Source organism: Shigella sp. FC1544, from assembly GCF_001722145.1.
Classification (GTDB): domain Bacteria; phylum Pseudomonadota; class Gammaproteobacteria; order Enterobacterales; family Enterobacteriaceae; genus Escherichia; species Escherichia coli.
The window spans coordinates 1-7,725 of sequence record NZ_MECT01000086.1 but is presented as its reverse complement, the minus strand read 5'-3'; the positions used below and the strand labels follow the sequence as shown (position 1 = coordinate 7,725).

Below are 7,725 nucleotides of genomic sequence, written 5' to 3'. Positions count from 1 at the left end.
CTTTAATCTGCTTCATGGCGGCAGCAAGTTCAGAGGCAGGAACAACCTGTTCTCCGGCGGCCACAGCAGTAAGACTTCCTTCCTGGTATTGCTTACGCCAGAGAAATAACTGGCTGGCTGCTACACCATGTTGCCGGGCAACGAGGGAGACCGTCATCCCCGGTTCAAAGCTCTGCTGAACAATTGCGATCTTTTCCTGTGTGGTACGCCGTCTGCGTTTCTCCGGCCCTAAGACATCAATCATCTGTACTCCAATGACTAGTCTAAAAACTAGTATTAAGACTATCACTTATTTAAGTGATACTGGTTGTCTGGAGATTCAGGGGGCCAGTCTATAAATTTAATGACCTGTGGTTTTGAAGATCAATCCATCGACACTGGACGATTTGTACTGTCTCGTATCAATAATGAAAATTATCAGTTTCATCATATAAGATTTGACTGCATCCAGGGCGAGCAAGGTGAATTAGTTTTTGAACCCAGTGATGTTGAATATTACTTTGAACCAGTGACGATACAGGAGTCAGGAACCAGCATATTAAAAAATGAGTTAGAAAACAGTGAGGACGGTGCGGGTCAAGTAGGCTTTCAACTCTCCCATGATGGTACGAATGAAATCCAGTATGGTAAAAGCAATTACTACTCTTTTCAGCATCCCCATGAAGGAAGTAATCAGATTCCTCTATTTATTCGCCCGCGTACATATGGAAATAATGTCTCAAGCGGGCAAATAATGAGCCGAGTCAAAATCGTGGTTATGTACAACTAATCTATCTCCTCCACTTTAACTTTGGGGGAGCTGCCGATTAACGCGCCGCTGGACTAAAAAGCGCAGAATAATCCGTATTGCAGATTCGCTGTACCGCCGGGTGCTGAATCATCCGCTCAGCAAAAATAGCATGGTACTCTTCCATCACATTCTCGACGCGACCAATTTCTACGACAGTTTTATCGGCATAAAAGTCATATGCATAAAGCGTTGGGGCAACGAAGATTGCATTGTGCATTGCACCAAAAGCTTTCATCAACGCGGCATCATCAAACTCGCCGAGGATTTCTACGTTTAATCCCTGGGAGTTAAACCAGTTAAGCAATTTGCGCCCTAACATTGAACGTCGCCCAGGAATCAAAAGTCGCCGTTCTTCCAGACAAGCCGGGAACGGTTTTTCTGGTGGTGGATTTGTACACCAGAAACTCACGCCACATTCGCCAATTCTCACGGAGAACAGGCCTTCCTGCTGCGTAGAGTCTATCGGACAGTCGGAAATGATCATATCCAGTTTATGCTGGCTTAATTGCTCCAGTAGCATTTCGTGGGTGGATTCGAAGCAGCGAAGATGAATCGGCTCGCCTTCTACCACTGCAGCATTCAGCACGCTACTGACCAGGCGTTTGGAAAGTGCATCAGCCACGCCAACGTCAAACAATAAATTGGATTCTTTGCGATAGTTCACAATATCCAGCATTTCCTGGCTTAAGGTGAACATTTTATCGGCATAGCGATAGACCAGTTCTCCCAGCTCGCTGGGTTCGAGACCACGTCCCTTGCGCTTAAATAATTTGCCTTGCAGGCGCTCTTCCAGAGCCCGGATCTGTCCGGTAATGGTTTGTGGAGTTAAATAAAGCGCCTCCGCTGCGCCAACCACGGAACCTTCTTTATAGACATGCCAGAAGTAATACAAGTGGTTGTAATTGATATGAGACATGCTCATTTCTCTCCCTGATAACAATGAAAAGGGAGCCGTTTATGGCTCCCCGGTAAACCGTCCTGTCACACTGATGGACGCAAACGAACGCGTAACCAGCTGTATCCAATTACCGCCGAAGAGATAGAACCGACCAGGATACCGAGTTTCGCCCAGTTAATCAGTTCTGGATCTACGCTACCAAAGGCCAGGCTGGCAATAAAGATAGACATAGTAAAACCGATACCGCACAGGATCCCCACCGCCATAATTTGCTGATAAGTCGTTCCCTCAGGCAGATGCGCCAGTTTCAAACGCAGCGCCAACCAGCAGAACAGACTAACCCCCAGCGGTTTGCCAATCAGCAAGCCAGCGATGATCCCCAATGGCAGAATGGAGGTCAAGCCATCCAGCGTGACGCCTTGCAGTGAAACGCCAGCATTAGCAAATGCAAACAGCGGCAAAATCAGATACGCCACCCACGGGTGTAACACATGCTCCAGTCGCTTCGCTGGAGAACGCCCATGCTTCTCTTTCAAAGGAATAAAGAAGCCGACAATTACCCCCGCCAAGGTTGCGTGAACCCCCGATTTCAACACCGCAGTCCACAACACTACGCCAACCAGAATATAGACGCCCGTGCGGCGTACACCACACAGATTCAATACCGCGAGTACCGCAATTGCTACAGCCGCGACGCCAAGAGAGGCCATCGATAAGTCATTAGTGTAGAACAATGCGATGATAATGATGGCCCCAAGATCGTCGATAATAGCCAGAGCCATCAAAAAGATCTTCAGTGCTAACGGAACACGACTTCCCAACAGCGCCAGCACACCAAGTGCAAAGGCAATGTCAGTAGCCGCCGGGATCGCCCACCCTTCGCGGGTAATCGGATCGGCATAGTTAAAGGCCAGATAGAGTAATGCCGGCACAATCATCCCACCAATAGCGGCGATAACTGGAAATGCGGCCTGGCGTAAGCTGGCTAGCGATCCTTGCATCAGTTCACGTTTAACTTCCAGACCGACTAACAGGAAAAATACCGCCATCAGCGCGTCATTTATCCATAACAGCATGTTTTTGCTGATTTCGAGTGAACCAACCCGGAGCTGAACCGGCGTCTCCAGAAAGTCGTGATACCATCCACTGGTTGCGCCGCTGTTGGCCATCATCATCGCCAGGATAGCGGCAATGATAAGAATAATGCCTCCCGAGGCATCACTGCTAAAGAATCGATGCAGATGTTTCACTTTTTATTTCTCTTTCAGGTGAATAGATCGTTTTTACTATTTTACCCCGCACGAATCATCGTTAAAATCAGATTATAGTGTAGGAATAATTCGTTTTTTACGAGCCTTTGTAGAATTTGCGCCATCAGCGGTGAGATGAGTTTTTGACGGCTGTAAGCGCTGACGAGTGACCCTAAGCTCAGATAATCATAGCTTAAGGTGAGGATTTCTGAGGGATTAATTAGGAAAAGTAATAATTAATTTCTTGTCAGTCGGCGTTATTTGTTAGGACAATATTTCAAAAATAATCCAGCTTGTCGTCAATAATTGCGATAAAGAGATAAATTAAAGTTAAATAATTAAATCATTAAAAAATTACGCCACAAAAATGCGAGGCGTCTTCAGGATTAGAATCGATAAAACAAAATGGGTTAAAGAGAGCGATATAATAGCGGCGGGTGCTTGAGGCTGTCTGTCTCAGGCATTAGCTGAACGGCAGATAGAGAAAAGCCCCGAGTGATATTTTACCATCAACCCGAGGCCCCCTATATGCTGAACACATGTAGAGTGCCTCTTACTGACCGTAAGGTCAAGGAGAAGAGAGCAATGAAGCAGCATAAGGCGATGATTGTCGCCCTGATCGTCATCTGTATCACCGCCGTAGTGGCGGCGCTGGTAACGAGAAAAGACCTCTGTGAGGTTCACATCCGAACTGGCCAGACGGAGGTTGCTGTTTTCACGGCTTACGAATCCGAGTAAGAGCAACGGCGGGGAGTGATCCCCGCCACTTTACAGGTGCTCGCATATCTTCAACGCACCCTATTTTTACCCAGGCCTGCCCACGGGCAGCTTTTGGGGAGGTTAGCGGGTCAGGTCGTCAAAAAACTTCTTCACACCATCAAAGAAGCTCTTTGAGCGCGGGCTGTTGTGCTCGCCGGTTGGGCCACCGAAGCTTTCTTGCAGCTCTTGCAGCAGCTGTTTCTGCTTCTCGTTCAGGCCTACCGGTGTTTCGACGACAACGCGGCACAGCAAATCACCCTGTGCGCCACCGCGGACAGACTTGACGCCTTTACCGCGCATACGGAAAAGCTTACCGGTCTGGGTTTCGCCAGGCACTTTCAGTTTGACGCGACCATCAAGGGTCGGTACTTCGATTTCGCCACCCAGCGCCGCCATAGCGAAGTTGATCGGGACTTCGCAATACAGGTTGTTGCCTTCACGCTCGAAAATCGGGTGCTGTTTAACCTGAACCTGAACGTACAGATCGCCTGCCGGTGCGCCATGCTGGCCCGCTTCACCTTCGCCCGCAAGACGGATGCGGTCTCCAGTGTCCACCCCTGCCGGGATTTTAACGGACAGCGTTTTGCTGCGCTCAACACGACCATGACCATGACATTTGTTGCACGGATCTTTGATCAGCGTACCGCGGCCCTGACAGTGTGGACAGGTCTGCTGCACGGCAAAGAAACCCTGACGCATCTGCACCTGACCAGAACCATGACAGGTCGGACAGGTCTGCGGCTGTGTACCTGGTTTTGCACCGCTACCGTGGCAAACGTCACACTCTTCCAGAGTCGGAATGCGGATCTCTTTGGTCACGCCACGTACAGCTTCTTCGAGGGTGAGCTCCATGTTATAGCGTAAATCAGCACCGCGCGCCGCACGTTGACGACCACGTCCGCCGCCAAAAATATCGCCGAAAACGTCACCAAAAATATCGCTGAAGTCTGCGCCGCCGCCCATGCCGCCTTGCTCAAACGCAGCATGACCATACTGATCGTATGCCGCACGTTTTTGCGAGTCGGTCAGAACTTCATAAGCTTCCTTGATCTCTTTAAATTTCGCCTCGGCCTCTTTGTCACCCTGGTTACGGTCCGGGTGGTATTTCATGGCCAGGCGTTTGTAGGCCTTTTTGATTTCACGCTCTTCCGCTGTTTTGGAAACGCCTAAAATCTCGTAATAATCTTGCTTAGCCATCTTTTTTAAATTGCCCCTAGATGAATGCACGGGCGGAGAGGAAATTCCCCTTCGCCCGTGTCAGTATAATTACCCGTTTATAGGGCGATTATTTTTTGTCTTTGACTTCTTCAAATTCAGCGTCGACAACATCGTCATCTTTCGCGTTGTTTGCAGAAGCATCAGCACCGGCAGTCTGCTGCTGGGCATGTTGCTGCTGGGCGATTTCCATCAGTTTCTGGGAAACCTGTGCCAGCTCCTGCATTTTCGCTTCGATAGCGGCTTTGTCTTCACCTTTCAGAGCAGTTTCCAGTGCAGTCAGTGCAGACTCGATAGCAGTTTTGTCGTCAGCCGGCAGTTTGTCGCCTGCTTCTTCAACCTGCTTACGGGTGCTGTGCAGCAGATGGTCGCCCTGGTTGCGAGTCTGTACCAGCTCTTCAAACTTACGGTCAGCTTCGGCGTTAGCTTCTGCGTCGCGTACCATTTTCTGGATTTCATCTTCGTTCAGACCAGAAGAAGCCTTGATGGTGATCTTCTGCTCTTTACCGCTGTTTTTATCTTTCGCGGAAACGTGCAGGATACCGTCAGCATCGATATCGAAGGTAACTTCGATCTGCGGCATGCCGCGCGGTGCCGGGTTGATACCATCCAGGTTGAACTGACCCAGAGATTTGTTATCAGCCGCACGTTTACGTTCACCCTGCAGCACATGGATGGTTACCGCAGACTGGTTGTCTTCAGCGGTAGAGAACACCTGGCTGTGCTTGGTCGGGATAGTGGTGTTTTTCGCGATCAGCGTCGTCATCACACCGCCCATGGTTTCGATACCCAGAGACAGCGGGGTAACGTCCAGCAGCAGTACGTCTTTCACGTCACCAGTCAGAACACCACCCTGAACAGCAGCACCGATTGCTACAGCTTCGTCCGGGTTAACGTCTTTACGCGGCTCTTTACCAAAGAACTCAGCAACTTTCTTCTGAACCATTGGCATACGAGTCTGACCACCAACGAGGATAACGTCGTCGATATCAGATACGGACAGGCCAGCGTCCTGCAGTGCAACTTTCAGCGGCTCAATGGAACGGTTTACCAGATCTTCAACCAGGCTTTCCAGTTTCGCACGAGTCACTTTGATGTTCATGTGTTTCGGACCGGTCGCATCTGCAGTGATGTACGGCAGGTTAACGTCGGTCTGCTGAGCGGAAGACAGTTCGATTTTCGCTTTTTCTGCCGCTTCTTTCAGGCGCTGCATTGCCAGCGGATCGTTGCGCAGGTCAATGCCCTGATCTTTCTTGAATTCTTCAACCAGGTAGTTGATCAGACGGCTGTCGAAGTCTTCACCACCCAGGTGGGTATCACCGTTGGTAGCCAGAACTTCGAAGGTTTTTTCGCCATCAACTTCGTCGATTTCGATAATAGAAATATCGAAAGTACCACCACCTAGGTCATAAACCGCGATAGTACGGTTGCCAGTACCTTTGTCCAGACCGTAAGCCAGCGCAGCTGCGGTCGGTTCGTTGATGATACGTTTTACTTCCAGACCAGCGATACGGCCTGCGTCTTTGGTTGCCTGACGCTGAGCATCGTTAAAGTATGCCGGTACGGTGATAACAGCTTCAGTTACCGGTTCACCCAAGTAATCTTCAGCGGTTTTCTTCATTTTTTTCAGCACTTCAGCAGAAATCTGCGGCGGTGCCATTTTCTGGCCTTTAACTTCGACCCATGCGTCGCCGTTATCAGCAGCAATAATTTTGAACGGCATGATGGAAACATCACGCTGTACTTCTTCGTCCTGGAAGCGGCGGCCAATCAGGCGTTTAATCGCAAACAGGGTGTTTTGCGGGTTCGTCACTGCCTGACGTTTAGCCGGCTGACCAACCAGAGTTTCACCATCCTGGGTATAGGCAATAATAGAAGGCGTGGTGCGATCGCCTTCGGCGTTCTCCAGCACACGAGGAGTGGTGCCATCCATAATCGCTACACAAGAGTTGGTAGTACCCAGGTCGATACCAATTATTTTACCCATCTAAACGTCTCCACTATATATTCGGTCATCATGTGGTTGTGAGTCTGTAATAGGGGCGAAATGTCTGGTTTCAACTGCCCAATTTCATTTTTTTGCAGACTCACTCACTGCGGTTGACTACTAAATGGGGTCGTAACCCACGTCATCAAGGGGGAGATGCAAAAATTTTTTGTGCTTTTGCGCAGAAATTTCGCGATATGGCAGGACAAGACGTAAAATTGACAGCAATTTTATTCATATAAAGAATGAATCGCAGCCAAGGCATTCATCAAAAAATTGTAATAAAAAGAAAAGATTACGTACCTGAATCTTCTCTTTATCAGCAGTAAACTAGTGGGTATTCATCCCTCTACCTCTTCCCACTAAGAGAATCCTTATGAAATCCGTTTTTACGATTTCCGCCAGCCTGGCGATTAGCCTGATGCAGTGCTGCACGGCGCAAGCAAACGACCATAAACTCCTCGGCGTCATTGCAATGCCGCGTAACGAAACCAACGATCTGGCGCTGAAACTTCCTGTTTGTCGCATTGTGAAACGCATACAACTCTCTGCCGACCATGGCGATTTACAGTTAAGCGGTGCATCGGTTTATTTCAAAGCCGCCCGGGTAATGCTGCCAACTTACTGATTTAGTGTATGATGGTGATTTTAAGGTGCTTGCGTGGCTTCCATTTCCATCAGATGTCCTTCCTGCTCCGCTACTGAAGGCGTGGTGCGTAACGGCAAAAGCACTGCCGGACATCAGCGCTATCTCTGCTCTCATTGCCGTAAAACATGGCAACTACAGTTCACTTACACCGCCTCTCAGCCCGGTACGCACCAGAAA

The 7,725-nt window shown here is 49.2% G+C and carries 7 protein-coding genes and 2 pseudogenes; 4 read left to right on the top strand and 5 right to left on the bottom strand.

The annotated features are described in order from the left end of the window. A partial coding sequence (locus tag BGK49_RS06200; protein WP_000567704.1) for a transposase occupies positions 1-244 on the bottom strand: 244 nt, incomplete at its 3' end. A 90-nt stretch (positions 245-334) separates the two neighbouring features. Between BGK49_RS06200 and BGK49_RS06195 the strand changes: the two are divergent. Next, positions 335-769, top strand: a pseudogene (locus tag BGK49_RS06195) (fimbrial family protein); the annotation flags it as partial. 37 nt (positions 770-806) lie between these two features. Here BGK49_RS06195 and nhaR read toward each other — a convergent pair. Then, positions 807-1,706 carry a transcriptional activator NhaR gene (gene nhaR / locus BGK49_RS06190; protein ID WP_001300855.1) on the bottom strand — a complete coding sequence of 300 codons (900 nt, stop codon included), beginning with the start codon at positions 1,704-1,706 and terminating at the stop codon, positions 807-809. Between the two features lie 65 nt (positions 1,707-1,771). Further along, positions 1,772-2,938: a Na+/H+ antiporter NhaA gene (nhaA, locus tag BGK49_RS06185; RefSeq protein WP_000681373.1), complete on the bottom strand. Its 1,167-nt coding sequence runs from the start codon at positions 2,936-2,938 to the stop codon at positions 1,772-1,774. Positions 2,939-3,523: 585 nt separating this feature from the next. Between nhaA and mokC the strand changes: the two genes are divergently transcribed. Continuing rightward, the gene (gene mokC / locus BGK49_RS06180) at positions 3,524-3,676 is read left to right on the top strand and encodes a type I toxin-antitoxin system toxin MokC (RefSeq protein WP_000809168.1); all 153 of its coding nucleotides are present in this window, start codon (positions 3,524-3,526) and stop codon (positions 3,674-3,676) included. Between the two features lie 102 nt (positions 3,677-3,778). On the opposite strand, the gene dnaJ is transcribed toward mokC, so the two are convergent. Both dnaJ and dnaK read right to left on the bottom strand, forming a co-directional pair. Beyond that, entirely contained in the window at positions 3,779-4,894 is a 1,116-nt protein-coding gene (dnaJ, locus tag BGK49_RS06175) for a molecular chaperone DnaJ (protein ID WP_001118451.1), read from the bottom strand. An 88-nt stretch (positions 4,895-4,982) separates the two neighbouring features. Beyond that, complete coding sequence (gene dnaK / locus BGK49_RS06170) at positions 4,983-6,899, bottom strand: molecular chaperone DnaK (protein ID WP_000516135.1); 1,917 nt, start codon at positions 6,897-6,899, stop codon at positions 4,983-4,985. A gap of 376 nt (positions 6,900-7,275) precedes the next feature. Between dnaK and BGK49_RS06165 the strand changes: the two are divergent. After that, a pseudogene (locus BGK49_RS06165) lies at positions 7,276-7,506 on the top strand (DUF2541 family protein); the annotation flags it as partial. Between the two features lie 54 nt (positions 7,507-7,560). After that, positions 7,561-7,725 (top strand): IS1 family transposase (locus BGK49_RS25640; RefSeq protein WP_047664789.1); only part of this gene is annotated, 165 nt, incomplete at its 3' end.

Coding starts and splice junctions, on each gene's coding strand:
- nhaR (WP_001300855.1), bottom strand. CDS start 1,706: ATGTCTCATATCAATTACAACCACTTGTATTACTTCTGGCATGTCTAT.
- dnaJ (WP_001118451.1), bottom strand. CDS start 4,894: ATGGCTAAGCAAGATTATTACGAGATTTTAGGCGTTTCCAAAACAGCG.
- dnaK (WP_000516135.1), bottom strand. CDS start 6,899: ATGGGTAAAATAATTGGTATCGACCTGGGTACTACCAACTCTTGTGTA.
- mokC (WP_000809168.1), top strand. CDS start 3,524: ATGAAGCAGCATAAGGCGATGATTGTCGCCCTGATCGTCATCTGTATC.